Origin of the sequence: Shewanella sp. K8 (genome assembly GCF_028823715.1) — a bacterium.
In the GTDB taxonomy this organism is placed as follows: Bacteria; Pseudomonadota; Gammaproteobacteria; order Enterobacterales; family Shewanellaceae; genus Shewanella; species Shewanella algae.
The window spans coordinates 71,694-91,223 of the sequence record NZ_JAPEHY010000009.1 but is presented as its reverse complement, the minus strand read 5'-3'; the positions used below and the strand labels follow the sequence as shown (position 1 = coordinate 91,223).

Genomic DNA, 19,530 nt, shown 5'->3' with positions numbered 1-19,530 from the left:
CATTTGTCCACCTTGGCTGATTTAAGTCACAGCTCACTCTTGTGTGGCGCCTTCAGCACTGAAGCTGTGCCCTGACGCAGATGTTCACAATGGAAATTTTCCGCTTTCGGGATTCGCTTTTTTCGATTCGGCAACATTGGGCGCCATGTAACATTTTGGTTAATTCACTCAAGTCAGATGTGACTCAGTTCACTGTCCAGGGCTGGGCTTGCCCCCATGATGCGGGCATACCTTGGAAGCATTTAACCAGCTATGAAAGATATAAAACGACTGGACTATGAATTAATGCAGGTGCTAATCGCCATAGATGAGCACAGAAATTGTCAAAATGCCGCCCATGCCTTGAGGATAAGCAATTCCGCCATCAGCAGGCACCTCAAGCAGCTCAGGGAAATTTTTGATGACACCTTGTATATCCGCCGTGCCAGTGGTTTTATTCCCACCCATAAGGCAAGCCAGTTGCTGCCCATGGTTCAGGACCTGTGTCAGCGCTATCAGAAATTGGAGAATCAGTTCACCGAGTATCAACCGGCCAAATCACGGGAGCACTTTGTTATTTCCGTCTATGATGACTTCAGCCCCATTATTCACAAAATACTCAATAATAAGGTGCGCCCTTTCGCACCTGATATGAGTTTTGATATTCGAATTCTGTCCCACGAATACACCACAGAACTGGAAAACGGCAATATAGATATTGCCGTGATGTCAGAAAGCTATACCGGCGCCCATTTACAGGGCAATCTATTTGCCGAAGTGAAAAACCTATATTTATTGGGCAACCGTAAACATCCTTTCTTACAGGATAACGTGCAGGTGACTTTAGAAGACCTGTTCAAATATCCCTATTATGAGATGGATAATTTCTGCGACTTGCCCGAGCCTCTAATTGTCTCTGCAGCCAGACGGCGCAACCAGGAGTGTGTCATCGCCGGCTCTACGGGGAGTCTGGCCAGCCTCGCCAGCGTACTGCTGGACATGCCTTACTACTCCATCTCCTGCAATCTCTTTACCACAGATTATATCGCCGGTTTTCCCAATCTTATTTATAGAAAACTGCCCCTCGAAATAAGTCAGACCCTATTGAGCGAAATAAACACCAACAGAGATATAGGCCATTATGTCGTGGTCAGTGATCTAAATAAATCACAGGCCAGAGACTGGCTTAAGGAGGTATTGGTCAGAGAACTGAAAAGCGAATGGAATAGGGGAAGGTGCAAATAAGTCCTCGTGGCACTCTGACTTGCACAGCTGCTGGCATTCAAGGCATCTGACTGAAGGCATGCCGGGGGCTGTCAAAGTCGGATAACGCAGAAAGCCGATTGCTGTGAAAGCCCCGATGAGCACACATGAGGCTTGTTCGCACCTTCCCTTGAAAACCCAACTCATAACAAAAAGTCTCCCGGAATGAAAAATGGCAAGAGTCCGCTCTTGTCAAGGGGAGCTATTACCTAAGGGATAACAAGATGAAACCAAGAATACTGAATATGGCCACATATTCGGCAGGGCTGGCTGCGCTCCTTTGTCTGCTGGGGCAAGGGGTTCAAGCGGCAGACAGCTGCCTGAATTGTCACAGTGATCAAGCAAAGTTACAGGCGCTGATAAAGCAGCATCAGCTGGAAAAAGAGTCGCTCTCCGTCGAGCAACAATCACTACAACTCCTGGTAAGCCAAACAGATATGGGTAGTCACGCCGAACTCGGTTGCCGTGACTGCCACAGCAAAGCCGACAAACCAGAGGGCAGAGCCTGGCACCCAGGCGTTCTGGCCGATCCCAGTGCCGATGGCGGCAGTGTCTGTGGCGACTGCCATGGTGAGGAGATGATTACCAACTTCCGCCACTCACTGCACTTCACTGTCAATGGTGTCGCCAAGGGCTTGATGGAAAGGTTACAGCAGACCCCAGAGCGGGCCCAGTTGTTTGAACAGATGCATAACGGCGAAGAAGGCTGCGCCAGTTGTCACGCAACCTGCGGCCAGTGCCATGTCAGTGCTCCCGACTTCGCCGGTGGCGGCCTTTTGAATAAGCACGCCTTTGTCGCGACTCCGGATCCGGTCAAAACCTGTGAAACCTGCCACTATGAAAATGCCGAGCAGCACAAAGAGCAAGATGTGCACGTCACCAAGCACAATATGAGCTGTATCGACTGTCACAGTGCCCAGCAGGAATTCCACGGTCGGGACATCAAGCAGATCCCCGAAGGCAGACTCTACAGCGAAGGCCCGGACAGCAACAAGACCGGCCCTTACGAGCAGACCCAGAAACGCGACATAGTAGCGGTGAAGTGTGAAGACTGCCACCAGGATAAAGTCGCCGATCACACCGAACTTCTGAGCGGCAAGGCATCGCCCATAGATCACAATGCCAAGCTGAAGTGTACCGCCTGCCACACCCAGCCCTACAGCAACTGCTTCGGTTGCCACCAGGACGACACCTTGTCTGTGGGCAACTGGCAGAGTCTAAAAACAGCCGAGACTCCGGAGCAGAACATCAAGCTGGGGCTAAGCATAGCCAATGATAAAAACAGCAAGCTGATCCCGCTGAGCCATTCGGCCGGGATTAGTATCGATGCCGGGGTCAAGGTGGATCTCAAAGATCCGGCCACCAAATCCTATTGGGTGCCCTTTTCTACTCACTTTACCGCCAAGAACCCTCTGGCCACCAAGCAGGCACGCGAAAGTGGGCGCATGTGTGAAAACTGCCACAACACTGATGAGGATATCTTCCTCAAAGAAAGCGATTTGCGCTTGGGAGAGACAGATCCCGTCTCCGAAAGCCAATGGATAGTCCCTAAAGAACGTTTACCCAAACACTGAGCCCAGGAGCCGAACATGAAACATAGGATGATAATCAGTTTACTGCTGTGCGGCCTTGGCAGCATGCAATACGCGCAGGCCCAGGAAAGCGCCTTTCAGACCTCAGGAGTGATCATGGGGCTGAGCAACTATCTGTGGCGTGGCCTGACCATCAGCGATGACAAACCCTCACTGCAGGCCGATATCATGTTGGAGAATGAGACAGGTTTCTATGCCGGAGTCTCCTTTGAAACCTATAGGTATCAAGGTGATGAGGGGATAGAGAAGGATTATGAAATCGACTACTACGCAGGTTACTACCTGACGGTCAGCGACGAGTTGGGCTTTGGCTTCAATGCCATGCGTTACACCTATGGCGACAGTCACTCCAATCTCGAATATGCCCTATCCATGGATTACAACAGCTTAAACTTGGCGCTCAACTATGATCAGGACTTTGAAACCTGGTACAGCGAGGCCAACTATGCGCTGCCGCTGGCGCAGTATGGCGAGCTGGTTATCCATGGCGGCTATTACTTCGATGCCGAAACCATGGGCTTTGAAGATAAGGGGGAACTGCAAGACAGCGCCTACGATTTGGCGCTGCGCTACAGCTATCCCCTGTTGTCACAGCTGGATCTACTGCTGGAAGCCAGCTATCAGGAGTTTGAGCACGACCACTATATGATAGGACTCGCGTTCAACTTCTAATCAAAGCTAGCTGACGACGAATTCCTCACCATAACAATAATTAGCAACTCCCAAACTCTTGCCCCGCCCCTGCAGCGGGGCTTTTTTTAGATTCATCGCAGCCCTCCGGATAATGCACCGGCTTGATCAGGCACATAGCGAGCATTTTCTCGGCGCAATAGGCGGCGCGCAGATAGTCCCGCGCTTTAGCTCCCTTGAGGTTGTGACTCAGCGTCATCAGCCCGAGACGCTCGGCCCTTTGCGCCAATGTTGGCCTTGGTGCCGGCAGGCCATCGGCCAGCTCATCCAGCACCCCATGCAGGGTTTGCTGCATCAGGCCCAGGCGCGGCAGCGGCGCCTGGGGGGCTGACGGCTCAACTAGCGCTCGCGCGAGTAGTTGCTGGTCGCCGGATTGGGGCAAGGTATCGAAAAAGAGGCTGAACCAGTTATTGAGCAGCAGGGACACAGGCCGCAGGTATAAGTGGCTGGCAGTGCGCTCGATGCGCGCCACTATCAGCTCGGGTACCCGCTCGCCCAGCAACTCCAGATTGGTCACGGCTCTTTGACTCAACTTGTTGTAAGGCAGCGAGAAACTCAGCAGCGCCTGCTCCCTGTCCCAATAATGCAGCTCCATACACTGACTGGCCTGATTGAAACCACTCAGGTAGAGACCGCTCGGCCGGAAACACAGGTACTCCTGTTGCCAGTCTATTTCGTCGGCAACAGAAAGACTCACGGGCTCCAGCGGCTTGGTCGCTGGGTAGACCCGGGTATCCTGCAAACGCCGCAGGCGCCCCCAGGCATTGAGTTCGGCCTGAGCCAGGGTTTGGGTCTTACCCTGCCACCCCAGGGCCGATGGCGCGCCTGCCAGCATGGGCAGACCGCGAAATACGCTGACATAATCCAGCTGCTGCCCGGCTTTGGGGCGGCTCTCGGCCAGGGTGATAAAACGCCCCTGCTCATCCTGCAATACCTGAGTCACACCATGGGCGCCCCCTTCGCTCTGCCAGGGGAAAGCGCCCAGCCCCAGCACCTGCTCCGGCGCTTGTTGATAGGGTCTTTGCGTCTGAGCCTGGCTGCCTTCCAGAGCCGCCAAGGAGCGGGCCAGACAGCTGAGCAGCAATTTTCTATCCCTGACGCCTTGGCCCGAGACATATTTCTCCAGCGTGCCATGCAGCTGTTTCAGGGCGGTCAGTGGCAGATTTTGCCTGTCCATGGGCACCAGCAGGAGTTCCAGCTCTACCAGGGACGAGGGTCGCAACCTCTCTATGCCGAGCTCAGTCATCTGCTCCAGCAACTTAAGGCAACGGCTCTTTAACTGATCGCGGCTCTGCTGCCCCAGATACTGCAACTGCGCCTGCTCATCGAGCAGCCATTGCGGCCATTCAAAGGCGATGGCCTGCTCACGGCAATAGAGCCAGACGGCGAGCAGCGCATAACGCTGCGCCTCTTCGGTGCAGATAATATCCTGCAGCCCCTGTACGCACCGAAAATACAGCTGCTGCCCCTCCAGTTCGACGCAGACTGTGCCTTGCGCAAGCTTAATATCCGCCGCCCAGCGGCGCTGACTCTGCTGATACAGGCGGCGAACCTGAGTCTTGCCGGCATCATTCAAAAGCTCGGCCAGATGGAGTTCCACCCGGGGCGGCTCTTCGGCGCGAGTCTCAGGGGATGCAGGCTGCTCCAGCAGATAAAGCGCCGCAGCCACTATGTGTTTACACAGGCCGGAGGCGCCGCAATCGCAGCGACTGGCGAGCGGGTTATTCCAATCCAGCAGCCCCTTTTGCCCTTCAAACTCAAAGCCATAATCCTGCATCTGCGGCTGGCTTTTCTCCAACGCCTTGCGGGCCCGGCGCACCAAACCAGCACTGCCGAGGCTGGTGAGTATGGTTTCATTCATCGGCGTAGCCCCATAGTCAGCGCCAGCCATTCGGCAAAGTTATCCGGGCTGAGTGAACCTATCTCCATCCCCAGGCGCTGCAGCTTGTCGGTGCTAAAAGTGCTGTAGAAAGGCTCGGCATCGTGATTCATGGCGGTCATCCCCAACATCTTGATACCACTGTCTATCATCCCCTGGGCCTGGGCCAGTAAGGCCTGCATCGACCCCCCCTCTTCAAAGTCGGACACGGTTGCCACCACAGAGCGCCCCGGCTCGGAGCAGAGTTGCTGACAATAGCGCCAAGCCTGGGAGATTAGGGTGCCGCCGCCCAACTGGCAATTCAGCAACACAGACACGGGGTCCTGGGCCTGCTCACTCAAGTCCACCACTTGGGTGTCGAACACCACCAGCGACAACTTCACCGATGGCAAGCGGGTCAGGATCCCGGCGATCACTGCCGAGTAAATCAGCGAAGTCGCCATGGAGCCGGACTGATCTATGCAGAGCACTATGTGCCAGGGCAGTTGGTGCTGCTGACGGGCATGGAAATAGATCCGCTCGAAACAGACCTTCTCGCCATCAAAATGCTTGAGGTTGCGGCGAATACTGGTCTGCCAGTCCAGATTGGCCAGCCGTTTCACCGGACTGTGGGCCTGGCGGTTGAGCCTGCCACTCAAGTTGTTGATATAGGTCGGCCGCAGGCGACGCAGCAACTCCTCGACTACTCCCTGAATAATTCGCTCTACCTGTTGCCGAATGGCCGGCTTGTGATGGGCATTGAGTTTCAGCAACTGCTTCAGCACCCCCATACTGGGAGTGATCTTTTCCAGCACCTGCGGCTGCTCCAACACCTGATGCAACCCAAAGCGCTCGACCGCATCGGACTGCAGCCTGTCGTTGACCGAACGGGGAAACAGGGTCTCCGCCGCCTCCAGCCAGTTGGTCACTGCCAACTCGCTTTCCCCCAAGCCTGCGCTTACCTTGAAGCCACGCTGCAGCTGGCCCTCCTGATAGAGCTGCTGCAACACCTCATCCTGTTGCTGTTGCCGGGAGCTGAGACAGGTATCAAGTGCGTTGGCATAGCGCCCCAATACCAGACGCCAGCGCTGCTTCAGTTGCTCATCCATTGACTCAATCCTTGTTGCTCCAGGTCAATTCGCAGCTGCCGCTCCAGCGCCAACCCCTGTTGAAAGTCCTGTTCAGATATCCCGTATTGCAACCAATTCAGGCCATTATCCCACTGATTCAGCTGCAGCAAGCGGCGGCAGAGCTCATCTACCTCTCTTGCATCCAGCGCGCAAAACAAGCCCCTCATGGCCGGTAACTTGTCGATAAACTGCGCCTCACTCAGCTCACTGAGCCAGTGATTCAGCATGGGCAGCAGGCCATGGTCTTGCCGCAACCAGTGCGGCACAACCTTGAGCAACGCCTCAATCACAGGGAAGGGATCGTTTTGCAGTTGCAACTGTTGCAGCAGTGGCGCCGGGTCCAACTTATCCAGCTCGATAGCCAAGGCCTGCAGGACAAAATAGAGCACGGGTCGGTGGGCGTTATGGCTTGTCAACCAGCGCAGTCTGTCACGCCAGGGAGACTCGAGCTCGTCCTGATGCAAGACAGCTACGCTCTGCAGATCCAACAGTAACTTCACCGCCTCTTGATCGCTCAGGCGGTTGATTGCCGGTAAATGAAAGCCGACCTGATGCCATAGGGCTTTTTGGTAAGCCAGCAGCTCAATATCGGCAAACAGTGGATGATGCGCTGCCGCCAGCAAGGTCATAAAGCTATTGGCCAGTTGCTGAATGTCGCTGCATTGGCTTATCTGCTGCGCAATGGCATGGGCGCTCAGCTCTTCCGGCATCCCCAGATGTAATGCCAACACCAGTTTTTCCACCAGTTGCTGCAAATCTTCCTGGGGCAACTCACTGAGCCGCCGTTTCACCACCAGCTCGAGACGCAGCCCCAGGCTGGATTTCTCGGCCAGTGCCACTTCCACCGCCGGAGTCCAATGATAGTTCCAATGTTCATGGCGATGGTTGAACTTCAATTGCCGGATGACCGGCATGCCATTTTGTGGCCTGGCAAAACCGCTGCCCACAAACAGCAGCCGACACAGGAGTCGACGGCGCTCAATATGCTTGTCCGTCATGGCGTAGAGATCGAAGTGGCAGCGTCCCGGTTTATCCGTCTGCAATCTGGCCTTACGACATAGCGCCAACACCTCTTCCACCAGCGGTAAACTAGGTTGGTCGGCCGGTAACTGCCCCAGGGCATCGCCGCTGAGCACCTTTTGCCAGGGTTCGAGTGTCGATGCCGACAGCTGCTGTTTAATCAGGCAGCTGCCCAGAGAATCCAGCAGATCATAGCTGCCTGGGCGCGCCAAGCCACGCAAACTACAGAGGGCCTGCAGATGTTCAAAGCAGTTTTTCTTATAGATCAGCGGCAATTGCGGCATCTGTTCCAAGAGGTAGAGCAACCAATCATCGGCGTTCAATTGCCGCTGCTGAAACTGCCAGCGACAGAAGGCCGGATAAGGCATACCGGCGCTGTAGCCTTTGCGGGCATCCAGCAAGGCGTCACTGAAACGGATCACAAAGCTGTCTTGCGTGTCATCGACGACGATCGCCTCGGCCTCGTCGGCAAAGTTGATCAACGCCGGGGTATGAAAACCACCTGTGAGCACAGCCACTCGCTCATAGCGGCGGCGGGCTGCCTTGATATGGGCCCGCATCTGGGTTTCACGGGCCAGATCGCCCATCTCTTCCAGGCTGTCTGTGCCAAAGCAGGCACGACTGGCGGCGCAGAACAACAATACCTGGGTAAAGAAGCTCTCGGCCGAGGCGAAATTTTGTTGTTCAAACAAACGCTGCCAGAGTTCGTCGGCATCCCGGCATCCCAGTTGCTGCTGTAGGCGGCGGCTGTAGTCCGAGCTTAAAAAGCGGCTATCACTCCAACGGTTGCTTACACCGCCCTCCTGCGCCTTTTCATCCAGATCGATGAAGATCACCTCAATGCCCTGCGCCGTCGCCCAGCGCAGCGCCTGCCATTCAGGGCTGTTCTCGGCCAGAGGGTAGTAGCTGCCACTCTGATAGATGGCAATAGGCGGCACCACAGTATCGCGCTGCAGCAGTGACAGATGGCGGATAAAACTGCCGGGGGCTTCTATTAACACGGCTTGGGGCTGCCGGCGCTGCAACTGCTCCAGCGCCATGGCGGCGCAGGCCGGGCTGTGATGCCGCAGCGGCAACCAGCACACCCCGGGATCGGCCGCGGCGGCCTTGAGCAGTTCACCAAACTCCCCTCTAAGGAACATCACCTCATCCACAGCGCTTTTCCTGCCTGGAAGAAGGCTTGCCAACCCTGGCGTTCACGGGCGACCACATCCATGTAATGAGCCAGCTTCTTCACATCGTCGGCCTTGTCCTTGATTAGCGTGCCGTGCATCTGCTGCACCAACTGGGCGGCACTCATGGGCTCTTGCCAATAGAGGCTGTGCAGGGCGCAGCCATGCACTATATTAACCGCCTCGGCCGTGGACAGAGTGGCATCCATCGCCTGCGGGCCGACGGTACTGCGAAGGTCGTGAAATACCCGCACCAGCAAGTCCACCAGCGCTTCATCCAACTGCACCTGTTGGCCGCTGTCCGCCAGACGTTGGCTCACCTGAGCCAAAATCAGCTGGCGCTCCAGCAGAGGATCGCTGAGCACAGGCACTGTCTCGAAGTTGAAACGGCGCTTGAGCGCGCTGGACATCTCGTTGACCCCACGATCCAGCAGGTTGGCGGTGGCTATCAGGTTGAAGCCGGGCTTGGCCTGAATCGAGACGCCCAGCTCGGGGATACTGAGGCTTTTTTCCGACATCAGCGAGATCAGCACATCCTGCACCTCCTGCGGGCAGCGGGTGATCTCTTCGATACGCACCAGCTTGCCCTGCTCCATCGCCTGATAGACGGGGCTTTTCAGCAGGGCTTCCAGACTGGGGCCACCAGACAGCAACAGGGCAAAGTTCCAGCTGTACTTGAGCTGCTCCTCCGTAGTGCCTGCTGTGCCCTGAATGAGATACTCACTGCTGCCGCTGATGGCGGCGCTCAATAGCTCAGAAAGCATCGACTTGGCGGTACCGGGTTCACCGACCAGCATCAGGCCGTTGTTGCCCATCAGGCTGACAATAGCCCGCTCCACCAGGGCATCTTCCCCGTAGTATTTGCGGCTGATATCAAGCGCCGCATCGCCGCAGATAAAACGTCGCACCGCCCCGGCCGACATGGCCCAACCCGGTGGAATAACCCCCTTGTCGGCCGCCATCAAGCGTTGCAGTTCATCCCGATAACGCTGCTCGGCATGAGCCCGAATGACTTGTTCCATCCTGTTTGCTTCTCCTTATTGGCTGCCACCAGTAAGGCAGCAGCCTAATCCATCCGTTATCGACCCTTACCAGGGCAGTTTCGATTCCCAGTCAGGATCTGCCACACACTTGTCGCCGACTTCACGATAGTCAACGGCGATGGCATTGAGCAGGTTGACCGGCACCTCGGCCAACGGCAGTTGACGGTAGCGGGCATAACGGCCGCGGGGGTTGGTCCGCTCCATGACCCTGATGTCATAGATGGCGGCGGCCTCGTTTTCTTCCGGCACGCAGTTACCGCTGAAGCCGAACTCCACTCTCAGCCCCAGGGTATCGAAACGCTTGAAGTAGTTATCAAAGAAACCGCCGTCTTCCGCTTCGCCGCGCTGATAACCTTTCTTGGTCAACAGGCCTCGCAGGGTATAGCAGTCGGTCATCCGGCCGTGCTGGTCATTGAGAGCCTCCTGGCCTTCAGTCAACGTCACTTCGGCACTTCGCAGCTGCTCGAACAGTGGCTTGACCTTGTAATCCTTGAGATGTGCACGCCAGGCATCCAGCGCTGCCTCCGGTAACAGGTTACCGCTCACCAGGCGTATGCTCGCCGCAGCGGGCAGTTGCAGCTCTTCATCATCAATATCGATAAAGGCGCCGTCTTCCGTGGGTCTGAAGGTTTGCCATTGACCATCAATCTCCACCTGCCAGAGGGTGCGCTGCAACAGCCGATACATGACCGGATGCTGATGCAGGTATTGCTGCCAGTCCGCGGCGAGCCAATGCCGCTCTGTGACCATGGCCTCATACAATCTGGCGCTTTGCTGTTCAACCACCTGCTTGAGTTCTTTCTTGCAGTTGCTGAACCATTTTTTCACTTCGGCAATATCGCCTTCGTTGTCTGTCTGTCGAGGTTGCGGCAGGCTCTTGAGCAGCTTGCCCTCTTCGTTGAGCAATCTCAGCTTTAGGTCGTCCCCGAGTGCCAGCGCCAAAGTACGGCTGCCGAATTCAAACGGGCTGGGCTGGGTCAGATGTTCGAGCCCGGCCGTCTGCACAGTACGATCCGCCAGCTCATCCTGGGTCCAGCCGTTACGGGCCGCAATTTGACTGACTTGCGCCCGTGCCAGCTCCTGCACCGAGTTGGTGCGATAACGCCGCGAAATACTCAGCAGAAACTGAATCGCCACAGGATCGTCCGAGTTGGCCAAGGCCTGCAACATGGCCTCTATCTGTGCCCGCCGCTCATAGCGCTTCTTCATAAAGGGTTGGATCATGCCCAGCAGGGTTTGCGCATCGCCGCCAGCGATCAGGGCCAACATCCCCTTGTCTTTGATGGCCGAGCCCAAGAGCTCATTCTTTTTCTCGGCAAAGCAGGCCTGAAACGCATCCTCAAGGGTCTTGTGTTGATACTCCTGACCCCAGTCGTATTTGGCCCAATGCTGATAAGATTGAAAAGTCTGCTGCTGATGCGCCTTGGCATATTCCAATGCCTCATCATCCGAAGGGCAACGGGTATCCTGGGCGATAAATGCCGCCAGAATGAAATGCCCAAGACGCTGACGGCTTTCGCTGTCCAGCAGCGACAGATAGTGACTCAGCAGAGGGTTGCCCTGAGGCTGCTTGAGCTTCACCGCCAAGACTACCCACCAGAACACCAGTTCGGGGTCGACCGGGCTGCCGTCTTCAAAACGGCATGCGGGCAGCGATTCACGCGGGAACCAATCCATGGACTTGGGTGGCGCCTTTTTAAGGCCGGCCTTGGCTTCGGCCAGCAGCGCTTCCTTGCCAAGGAACTGGCTAATATCGGCGCCGGTTTGCAACAAGGCTTCCAGCAACACTACCCGGGTTGGCATATCTTTCTCTTTATTCAGCGCCTGGCTCAATGCCTCCTGCGCCGAAGCCGCCTTGAGGCGACCCAGCCAAGTGGCGGCCAGCACCCGGTTATCCTTGCTGCCGGAGGCCAGCTCAGGAGTAATCAGGCTGATATCGGCGCCGTGGCGTTCGGCGCAGTACTGAGCCGCTGCCTGTATGGCTTTGCGGCCATGGAAGGCATGTTCATGAACCTTCCTTTGCCAGTGCTGCGGCAGCTTGGGAAATTCGGCCAGAATCGCCAAGGTCTGTATCAATACCTGATTGGCATCGTGTCGATAGGTTCCATTGAACACTTGGCCATTGAGACCATGCTCTATATAGTCGGGGTTTTCGGCAAAGAAGGGCCAGATCAGCAGTTGTTCACAGGCGGCCGGCAACCAGTCACCTTCCCGGCCTTCGTAGCCAAACAGGGCTTCAATCAAGGCCGCGGCGGGTTGATTCTCTTGGTTGCACAGGCTCAAGAGTTGCCGTAAATCCGTCATTCCCTGCAGACTTCTCAGAATATGTTCCTGGCTCAGCATACGCTCCCAGGAATGGCAGGAGAGCTCATGACGTTCCATCCGCAAAATAAGCCGCAGACAGGCTTTGGGGTGCTCGTCGAGATCGGCGTGGCTGATCAGAGAATAAAACCCTGACAGAGATGATTGCCGGCCTCTTTCGAGGTCCATCAGCGCCGCTTGCAGTTGGGCACTACTGACTTGCTGCCAGCGTTGCAGACTTTTCCGGTCGTCGGCCAAATGCCTTTTGCGATAGCTAGGGGCATCTGGGTGCTCCGCCGCAGCGATATCGTTTTCAAGCTCTTTGATCTCTTTAGCCAACTGCTTTTCACACAGACCTAGCCATTCTTCAGGCACTTTGACGTTTTTATCAATGGCCGCAACGGCCGGAATATCCCAGCTAAATTGGTCACTCTGTTGCTGCCGGGTAGTGTTATCCAGCATTTTCGCCAGTGCCGTTTTTACCGCGGCGGATTTCTCTTCACTGTGCCAGCGCTGCAGCAAGGGGGTCGCTTCAGGATAGAGGCCGGCCACAACTAGCCAGTGGCCACGGGTAGCCGCCTTGGCACCCGGAAATTCCCGCTCCAGAAACGCCAGCAGCTGCTGTTGCGGGCTCTTTTTCAGCAGTTTCAGGGCCTCTTCACGGACAGTCGCCGAACCATCGGCGGCTAACGCCATGACCAGCGGCAGCTGCGCCTGTGACAGGGTCTGACAGGCTTTATTAAGCAAAGCACAAAAGGTTTCGCGGCCGCTGAAATGTAACTGTTTCAACAGCTGCAGATATTCAGGATCTTCACTGAGCTTGAGCCAGTCGGTACTCTTCCTCAGCGAGGTGCGGAATGTATCGTGATAATAAGAGTCGGAACCTTCAAGAATAAAGGCTTCCAGCTCATGGGGCGGGTGCTCATATTGCGCGACCAGCGAGGCCAGATAGTCACGACTGGGCAGATCTTTGCCCGCCAAACGGCAACCGTAATACTCTTCCGCCAACTCTCGGAACAGCATCAGCACGCCATTGAGCCAGCCGCTCGAGGTGTTTTGCACGCCGTAGATGCTTATATCTGGGTTGCAGGCATGACACACCAAGCCGAGACGGCGCATAACGGCCGCTTCATTACAGGCACCGGTTGCCACAAACTGGTTGATGGCTTCACGGGCCTGAATCAGCCGCTCATCATTTTGTCCGTAGCCATAGGGAACACCCGGCCGCGCAAGTGTTTCTCTAGCACTTAGCTGCTGGAGCTGCGACAGACACGCCACAGGTTCACCGGTCAAAATATACTGACTGACGGCTTGTGCTAAACCCGTTTGCTGCTCATCGATAATCCGGCAAGCGTCTAGCAGTAACTTGTCTGTATTGGGGCGAGTGAAGGCTTCAAGCTTGTTTTTTAATACGTCCAGCATCTCTCATATTCCTTGAGTCATTAGCAAATATGTCTTCCTTCCCCCAATAGCAGACATTCAGTAAACACCTGCTTAAGCCGGCGGCCGAGCCTCCTTTTCGGACGAGGAAGGGGGAATTCTAACGGAAACGCAAAAACAATATCGCTTACAAAACACCCATTTACAGTTCAATGCCGCCAAATGTGATCTGCCCTCCCCCGGGATGACGCCATATTACCCATAGAGTGCGGTTGATTGACCTTAAAGCCGCCAGCGGCTTTAGCCACGCTAACAGCAAAATCAGCGATATCCGGCAAGGAGTCATGGTCAATGTCTCAAACCTTGTTTGAAAAACAGGCTAGCTGGAGATTGCAAACAAAAGTTACCAATGGTAACTTTGCACTTGTTACCATAAGTAACTTATTCAACCAAGCGCCGGTGGCTGTTGTTTCAAGGGTATCTGTTTCAAGAGCATCCGTTTCGAGGACAGGCAAAGCAGCCGACCGGCACAGCTTGGTATTTTTTTGCCGTTGCGCCCTAGCCGTAAACGGCCAATAACAGCAACAGGAGTTTTAGTGTGGAAAGGTTAACCAAGTGCACTCTGGACAATGCCGATGAACTGGCCAAACCCATATTGCAGGAGATCAAGAGTCGCTACGGCATGATCCCCAACTTCTATTCGGCTCTGGGCATAAATGGCGCGGTCATGAAGGGCTATCTGGAGTTTGAGGCCAATCTGGAAGAACACAGCCTGCTGAGCCTGGCCCAGCGGGAGATGATCTCCCTGGCGGTTGCCAACTATAATGGCTGCGAATACTGTGTCAGCGGCCATAGCTTTTCCGGGAAACGTGCCGGGCTCAGCCCCGATGCCTGCATCAAGGCGCAGCAGGGCAAGGCCGATAACCGCGAAGATCAGCTGCTACTGGATGTCGCCCTAGCACTGCTGCAACACAGAGGCAAGTTGCCTGACTCTTTGCTAACGGCCTGTCTGGATGCCGGGATCAGTGAGGCCAAGGTGATGCAGGTCTGCGCCTGGAGTGGTCTGAATAACTTTAGCAACTGGGTCAACAATACAGTGCAGCCGAAAATCGACTTTCCAAGGGTTCCACTGCAACCCTATACTGAGTGACAAAAGAGAAGCGACAATGCGATGCATTGCCGCTTTTTCAATTTAAATTCAATCAGCTATCTGTGGGGGATACGTGAAAAAGAGAATGCTCAAAGATCAGCGCCGCGAACAGCTGCTCGAAGTTGCCTGCGAGATTGTCCGCGAAGCCGGTACCGATGCACTGACCTTGAACTCCCTGGCTCAAAGAGCCGGAGTGACCAAGCCTTTGACCTATCGCCACTTCGCTACCCGGCAAGGATTGCTGGCACAGATGTACCGCCATTACGACAATCTATTTGTCAAGGCGGTGAAACAGGCCGCAGCGGAGCAAAAAGCCTCGCTGGCAGAGCTATGCACCCTGGTCTGCCGTGCCTATCTGGACTGCGCCGTACGCTGCGGCCCGGAGTATGAGGCAATAGTTGCGGCGCTGCGCGGCTATCCCGAGTATCAGAACATCACCACAGATATTCGCGACTTCTTCACCGACTTCTACAGCGAACTCTTTGCCGATTACCTCAAGCTGCCTGCGCCGCAAAGCAAGCTGCTGTGCTGGGCCATACATGGCGCCATCAATGAAGTCGCCAATGCCGTGGCCTGCGGCCATGTCCAGCCGCAAGAAGCAACAACCAGGCTAAGCCAACTGCTGCAGCGCATGCTCGGCGCCGACGGATGCTGATTCAGGCAAACCTGCACTCAAGCGTTATCTCCGCCCCCAGGGTGCGCCGGCTCAACCAACGCCTGAGCCGCTGCTGCACCAATGGCAATTCACCGTCCAGCCCAGGCTCCAGATAAACCACCACAGTCAACACGTTTTGCTTTTCATCCAAACGCCACAGGTGCATGGACTCGACTCTGGCGACTTCGGGCCTGGCGGCCAATTGTTCCTGCAGCAGTTCCGGAGCCAAGCCGGCCGGCGCCTGCTGCATTAGAATGCGCCCGGATTCCACCAGTAACAGTGCACCGTGGTAGATCACATAAGCTGAGATCAACACAGTAACCAAGAGATCGACCCAATACCATTGGTAGAGGATTATAAGCCCGCCGGCCACCAGCACGGCCACAGACGCCATGGCATCCGACACATTGTGAATAAAGGCGGCGCGGATGTTCATATTGTCCTTGGCACCGGCGCTGTGAGTCAGCATAGCGGTGCCGATATCAATAATCAAAGCCAGTCCCGCCAACCAGAACACCAGCATGCCATCCACAGGTTGCGGACTCCAGAAGCGCTGCAAGGCCTCATAGATAAGGTACACACCCACCAACAGCAAGGTTGCCGCATTGATAAAGGTGCCCAGTACTTCGGCGCGTTTATAACCGTAGCTCATACTTGGGTGACTGGCTTTCTGGCCTATTTTGCGGGCGATCAAGGCAATCAATATCGCGATGGCGTCACTGAAATTATGCAGCGCGTCGGCAATCAGCGACAAACTGCCGGCCAGAATACCGCCAAACAGCTGCGCCAGAGTGAGTAACATATTGATGATCACAGCCAGTCCCAAGCGGCGACTGCCGAGATCCGGGCCATGTTTGTGGGGGTGGCCGCTGCTCTCCAACTCCAGCGGCTGCCAATCTTGAGAAGATTTCTGCATAGCATGTTTCCTTATAAAGGGGGCATCCCTGCCCAGGCCCAGCCGCAAAGCGGCAGGCCTTATGACGCAGGCCAGGTAGGCAGTCCGGCCATGATCCAAAGCGGCTCTCATCTTCCACTTTGGGGCGTCACACTCCAATCAGTACAATGCTTCTCTATCGGAGCAATTCAGCTGTTATTCCAAGGCTTCCAGCTCCTTGTCGCTCTTGAGATACAGGGCTCGATACAGGGTTGGTAATACCAGCAGGGTCAATGCGGTTGAGCTCAGCAGGCCGCCTATCACCACCACGGCCAGCGGCTTTTGGATCTCACTGCCGGCACCGGTTGACATCAAGATGGGGATAAGCCCCAGCGCCGAAGTCAGCGCCGTCATCAACACAGGGCGCAGACGGCCGACCGTACCTTCATACACTGCCTGCTCCAATGACTCACCGCTGTTGCGGCGCTGGTTGATTGAGTCCACCAGCACCACCCCATTGAGCACCGCCACCCCAAACAGAGTGATAAAGCCGATGGAGCTGGGCACAGATAGATAGGTACCGCTGAGCCAGAGCGCCAACACGCCGCCAATCAGCGCCAGTGGCACATTGGCCATGATCAGCGCCACCTGTTTGATGGAGCCGAAGGAGAAGTAAAGCAGCAAGGCAATAAGCGCCACAGAAATGGGCACCACCAGGATCAGTCTTTGCTGAGCCCGCTGCTGATTCTCATATTGGCCGCCCACCATCACGGTATAGCCGGGCGGCAGTTGGGCCTTGGGCACCAGGTTGTAGATATCCTGCACCACGGAACCCATGTCCCGCCCGGAGACGTTGGCCTGCACCACCACACGCCGCTGCACATCGTCACGGCGGATATTGGGCGGCGCCATCTCTATGCTGACATCGGCCACTTCACCCAAACGCACCTGAGCCCCATTGGCGGCCACCAGACGCAGATCGGCTATCGCATCCGGGCTCTGGCGGAAACGGCTGGCCAGACGCAGGTTGATATCGTAACGGGCGTTGCCGTCGATAACCTGGCCGGCGCTGCTGCCGCCTATGCCTGTGCTCACCAGCGACATCACCTCATCGACGCTGATGCCGTAACGTCCCAGCATCGCGTTTTTCGGTCGTACCACCAATTGCGCCTCGCCGGTGATCTGCTCAAGAGACACATCCACGGCACCGGGCACCTGGGCCACCAGTTTCGACAGCTGTTCGCCTTTTTCCGCCAGCACATCGAGATCCGGACCAAACAGCTTGATGGCCAACTGCGCCTTGACCCCGGACAGGAGTTCATCGACCCGGGTAGCGATTGGCTGGGAAAAGGTCAGCAACAACCCGGGGAAGACACTGAGCTTCTGCTCCATCAGGCGTTGCAGTTCGGCGCGACTATTTGCAGAAGTCCACTGTTCCAGCGGTTTGAGACCGATATAGATTTCAATATTACTCACAGGCTCAGGATCGCCGCCCAGCTCAGGTGCCCCTATGCGTGACAGGGCATACTCCACCTCGGGAAACTCCAGCAGCAGGGCCTCAAGTTTGGGCGCCACATCCAGTGAAGTATCCAAACTCGCAGTGGGTGCCAGGGTGACCCGCAAGTTGATGGTGCCCTCTTCCAGTTCAGGCACAAATTCCGTGCCCAACCTCGGCAACAGCGACAGGCTCATGCCCAGCATGACTACCGCCACCAGCCCCACCTTGCCAGGCGCGGTCAATACCTTTTGCAGTAGCGGACGGTACACCCGCTCAAGCGGTGCCAACACTGGACTTTGACGGAAAGTCACCCCCTTGCGGAACAGATAAACGGCCATTGCAGGCACCACCAGCAGTGCCACCAACAGCGCCGAGATCATCGCGAGGATGATGCTCACCGCCATCGGCTGAAACAGCTTGCCTTCGACCCCTTGCAGGGCAAACAGCGGCGCAAACACCACTATAATGCTCGCCGTGGCAAAGAACACCGGGCTGCACACCTCTTTGGCGGCCTGCCATACCCGCATGGCAATCGAGCCTCTGTGTTGGTCTTCGTCGGCATGGTAGGGATCGTCTTCGCAGTCGCTGCGCTGCCGAGCCTGGTCCTGATGGCGCCTATCCGGCTCACTCAGATGTTTGAAGATGTTCTCCACCATCACCACAGAGCCATCCACCAGCATACCTATGGCGATCGCCAAACCACCGAGCGACATCAGGTTGGCCGACATTCCCAGATAACTCATCACCAGCAATGCCAGCAAAATGGAGACAGGAATCGACAGCAATACCAGCAAGGTAGCCCGTACGTTGACCAGAAACAGTGCCAGGATCACCACGATAAACATAAAGGCCAGCAACAGGGCATCACGCACTGTGGTCACCGCCTTGGTCACCAGATCGGCCTGATCGTAGTACACTTCGAAGGTGACCCCCTCGGGCAGCGCCTGGCTTATCAGCTGCTCGCGGGCAGCAATTTCATCAATGGTGGCCTTGGTGTTGGCGCCCATCCTCTTGAGCACCACCCCGGCAACCACTTCGCCCAAGTCCTTGGCTTCGCCATTGTCGTCCCGACGGGTCATGGTGACGGCGCCGACCCGGATTTCACTGCCAAAATCCACTTCGGCCAAATCGGAGACGGTGACCGGTGTGCCCTGGTATTCGCTCACCGGAATGCGGCCTATGGCATCCAGCCCGGCCTGGCCCGCAGGCAACAGACCATAGCCGCGCACCACGAGTTGCTCCTGACCATTGGGCATAAACCAACCGCCGGCATTGCGGTTATTGGCATTCAGCGCCTGCTCCAGCTGTGACATAGACAAACCGTAAGCCAGCAGTCGATTGGGATCGACCCTGACCTGATACTGACGCACTTCGCCACCGAAAGAGAGCACATCGGTCACGCCGCCAACCGGCATCAGCAGCAGCTTCACCAGATAGTCATTGAGACTGCGCAGCTCATCGGCGCCGATATTACTGTCAGGCTCGGCCCTCAGTATGTACTGATAAATCTGCCCAAGGCCCGAGGTGTTGGGACCGATTTCCGGCACCCCGACTCCGTCCGGGATCATCTCTTTGGCGGCTGCCAGCTGTTCAAACACCTGCTGGCGGGCAAAATAGATGTCCGTGCCTTCCTCGAACACCACTGTCACTATGGACAGGCCGGTGCGGGAGAGTGAACGAACTTCTGTCACCGCGGGCAGTGAGTACATGCTGGACTCCACCGGATAAGAGATGAGTTTTTCTACCTCTTCGGCCGCCAGCCCCTCGGCTTCGGTATTGACAGTGACCTGCACATTGGTCACATCGGGAAAGGCATCAAGATTAAGCTTTGGCAGGGAAAACACACCCACTACCAGGACGACAATCAAGGCCAGCAACACCAGAAAGCGGTTGCGGATCGCCCAATCTATTAACGATTGCAGCAT

12 protein-coding genes are annotated in these 19,530 nt (G+C 56.1%); 5 read left to right on the top strand and 7 right to left on the bottom strand.

All coding sequences use genetic code 11. From position 1 onward, the window contains the following. Positions 1-252 precede the first annotated feature (252 nt). The 3 genes from ON072_RS07160 (at position 253) to ON072_RS07150 (ending at position 3,506) form a co-directional block, all read left to right on the top strand. Positions 253-1,224 (top strand): LysR family transcriptional regulator, encoded by a 972-nt coding sequence (locus ON072_RS07160; protein ID WP_261752654.1) that lies wholly within the window; start codon positions 253-255, stop codon positions 1,222-1,224. A gap of 242 nt (positions 1,225-1,466) precedes the next feature. Next, the gene (locus ON072_RS07155) at positions 1,467-2,816 is read left to right on the top strand and encodes a hypothetical protein (RefSeq protein ID WP_208185497.1); all 1,350 of its coding nucleotides are present in this window, start codon (positions 1,467-1,469) and stop codon (positions 2,814-2,816) included. A gap of 15 nt (positions 2,817-2,831) precedes the next feature. After that, positions 2,832-3,506: a TorF family putative porin gene (locus ON072_RS07150; RefSeq protein WP_261752655.1), complete on the top strand. Its 675-nt coding sequence runs from the start codon at positions 2,832-2,834 to the stop codon at positions 3,504-3,506. Positions 3,507-3,546: 40 nt separating this feature from the next. On the opposite strand, the gene ON072_RS07145 is transcribed toward ON072_RS07150, so the two are convergent. The 5 genes from ON072_RS07145 to ON072_RS07125 form a co-directional block, all read right to left on the bottom strand. Then, entirely contained in the window at positions 3,547-5,385 is a 1,839-nt protein-coding gene (locus ON072_RS07145; RefSeq protein ID WP_261752656.1) for a hypothetical protein, read from the bottom strand. After that, positions 5,382-6,491 carry a VWA domain-containing protein gene (locus ON072_RS07140; RefSeq protein ID WP_037466525.1) on the bottom strand — a complete coding sequence of 370 codons (1,110 nt, stop codon included), beginning with the start codon at positions 6,489-6,491 and terminating at the stop codon, positions 5,382-5,384. The genes ON072_RS07145 and ON072_RS07140 overlap by 4 nt, the downstream gene beginning before the upstream one ends. Then, on the bottom strand, positions 6,476-8,686 hold the full coding sequence (locus tag ON072_RS07135) for a DUF5682 family protein (RefSeq protein ID WP_144131833.1): 2,211 nt from the start codon (positions 8,684-8,686) through the stop codon (positions 6,476-6,478). The genes ON072_RS07140 and ON072_RS07135 overlap by 16 nt, the downstream gene beginning before the upstream one ends. Beyond that, a complete protein-coding gene (locus ON072_RS07130) occupies positions 8,674-9,726 on the bottom strand; it encodes an AAA family ATPase (protein WP_028779601.1) in 1,053 nt (350 codons plus the stop codon). The genes ON072_RS07135 and ON072_RS07130 overlap by 13 nt, the downstream gene beginning before the upstream one ends. A 66-nt stretch (positions 9,727-9,792) precedes the next feature. Then, positions 9,793-13,470 carry a DUF4132 domain-containing protein gene (locus ON072_RS07125; RefSeq protein WP_274626007.1) on the bottom strand — a complete coding sequence of 1,226 codons (3,678 nt, stop codon included), beginning with the start codon at positions 13,468-13,470 and terminating at the stop codon, positions 9,793-9,795. A gap of 556 nt (positions 13,471-14,026) precedes the next feature. On the opposite strand from ON072_RS07125, the gene ON072_RS07120 reads away from it, so the two are divergent. Beyond that, positions 14,027-14,578, top strand: coding sequence for a carboxymuconolactone decarboxylase family protein (locus ON072_RS07120; RefSeq protein WP_123115579.1), 552 nt, complete (start codon positions 14,027-14,029; stop codon positions 14,576-14,578). Positions 14,579-14,651: 73 nt separating this feature from the next. Beyond that, positions 14,652-15,233 (top strand): TetR/AcrR family transcriptional regulator, encoded by a 582-nt coding sequence (locus tag ON072_RS07115; protein ID WP_261752658.1) that lies wholly within the window; start codon positions 14,652-14,654, stop codon positions 15,231-15,233. Position 15,234: 1 nt separating this feature from the next. Here the strand turns inward: ON072_RS07115 and ON072_RS07110 are convergent, their stop codons facing one another. After that, positions 15,235-16,149, bottom strand: a complete 915-nt coding sequence (locus tag ON072_RS07110; protein WP_261752659.1) for a cation diffusion facilitator family transporter — start codon at positions 16,147-16,149, stop codon at positions 15,235-15,237. 174 nt (positions 16,150-16,323) lie between these two features. Then, positions 16,324-19,530, bottom strand: coding sequence for an efflux RND transporter permease subunit (locus ON072_RS07105; protein ID WP_274626006.1), 3,207 nt, complete (start codon positions 19,528-19,530; stop codon positions 16,324-16,326).

Bases quoted from the DNA above. Each gene is read 5' to 3' on its own strand.
- ON072_RS07160 (WP_261752654.1), top strand. From the start codon at position 253: ATGAAAGATATAAAACGACTGGACTATGAATTAATGCAGGTGCTAATC.
- ON072_RS07155 (WP_208185497.1), top strand. From the start codon at position 1,467: ATGAAACCAAGAATACTGAATATGGCCACATATTCGGCAGGGCTGGCT.
- ON072_RS07150 (WP_261752655.1), top strand. From the start codon at position 2,832: ATGAAACATAGGATGATAATCAGTTTACTGCTGTGCGGCCTTGGCAGC.
- ON072_RS07145 (WP_261752656.1), bottom strand. From the start codon at position 5,385: ATGAATGAAACCATACTCACCAGCCTCGGCAGTGCTGGTTTGGTGCGC.
- ON072_RS07140 (WP_037466525.1), bottom strand. From the start codon at position 6,491: ATGGATGAGCAACTGAAGCAGCGCTGGCGTCTGGTATTGGGGCGCTAT.
- ON072_RS07130 (WP_028779601.1), bottom strand. From the start codon at position 9,726: ATGGAACAAGTCATTCGGGCTCATGCCGAGCAGCGTTATCGGGATGAA.
- ON072_RS07125 (WP_274626007.1), bottom strand. From the start codon at position 13,470: ATGCTGGACGTATTAAAAAACAAGCTTGAAGCCTTCACTCGCCCCAAT.
- ON072_RS07110 (WP_261752659.1), bottom strand. From the start codon at position 16,149: ATGCAGAAATCTTCTCAAGATTGGCAGCCGCTGGAGTTGGAGAGCAGC.
- ON072_RS07105 (WP_274626006.1), bottom strand. From the start codon at position 19,530: ATGCTGCAATCGTTAATAGATTGGGCGATCCGCAACCGCTTTCTGGTG.